Below are 946 nucleotides of genomic sequence, written 5' to 3'. Positions count from 1 at the left end.
GGGAATCTTTTAACATGTGACTACATCTGTATCGGGGCGGGGAAAGATTTATTATAATTACACTCTCTAATGACTGACTACTTGAAATCGTGTAAGATGATGTTTTGTCTACTATAAATTCCTTTAGAGAGAAGGTTTGGAAATATTGATGGACTATGGTGCAGATTTATTTAAAGGTACTGCCTGGTATTACTCTAGATACAGACCTCTTTATCCTTCGTCACTATTGCGATTCTTAGTTAACAAGTTTTCACTTAACGGTGATGGTCGGTTGCTTGATCTAGGATGTGGAACAGGTCAATTAACTCTAAGACTTAATGATTGGTTCCAAGAAATAATAGGTATTGATACTGAAACAGAGATGCTAGATGAAGCAGTCCATTTGTCCAATGTAAATAGAGTTGATAACGCTATCTGGTTACAAGGAAGGGCAGAAGAGCGTTCGAGTGACTGGGGGTCTTTTCAACTCATGATAATAGCAAAAGCGTTTCATTGGATGGATAGAGAATCGATTTTAGAAATTCTATATAACAGTTCTGATGATAATGGTGGTATTGCTATCATTGATTATGATATTGATAAGTACGAACCATTACATTGGAAACATAAGGTAAATGAAATAGTAAAAGTTTGGTTAGGTGATGAAAGAAGAGCTGGCAATAGTACTTACACGCCTCCCAAAGAGAGATTCGAGGACACAGTTACGAAATCTAGATTTAGGGATGTGGAAAGACACGGTTTACCAAGTTTTTCATACCATTGGACAGTAGACTCTATTATCGGAAATTTATATTCCACTTCATTTGCTTCCAAACGTCTTTTTGGTGAGAATCTGGAGAAATTTGAAAATGATTTGAAATCTGCTTTAATGGATATTGATTCATCAGGAGTATTTACCGAAGAACTATCAGTATCAGTTATTACGGCTTTTAAATAACTAGGAATT

The 946-nt window shown here is 35.6% G+C and carries 1 protein-coding gene; it reads left to right on the top strand.

The window, feature by feature from the left end; all coding sequences use genetic code 11:
• The first annotated feature begins 148 nt into the window (after positions 1–148).
• Complete coding sequence (locus GC093_RS05440) at positions 149–937, top strand: class I SAM-dependent methyltransferase (protein ID WP_246313594.1); 789 nt, start codon at positions 149–151, stop codon at positions 935–937.
• Positions 938–946 lie beyond the last annotated feature (9 nt).

The sequence above is a fragment of the Paenibacillus foliorum genome (assembly GCF_013141765.1).
GTDB classification, from domain to species: Bacteria; Bacillota; Bacilli; order Paenibacillales; family NBRC-103111; genus Paenibacillus_S; species Paenibacillus_S foliorum.
This window is presented reverse-complemented; position numbering and strand designations above follow the sequence as displayed.

What these genes read in the sequence shown, in the direction of transcription:
- GC093_RS05440 (WP_246313594.1), top strand. Translation starts at nt 149, where the DNA reads ATGGACTATGGTGCAGATTTATTTAAAGGTACTGCCTGGTATTACTCT.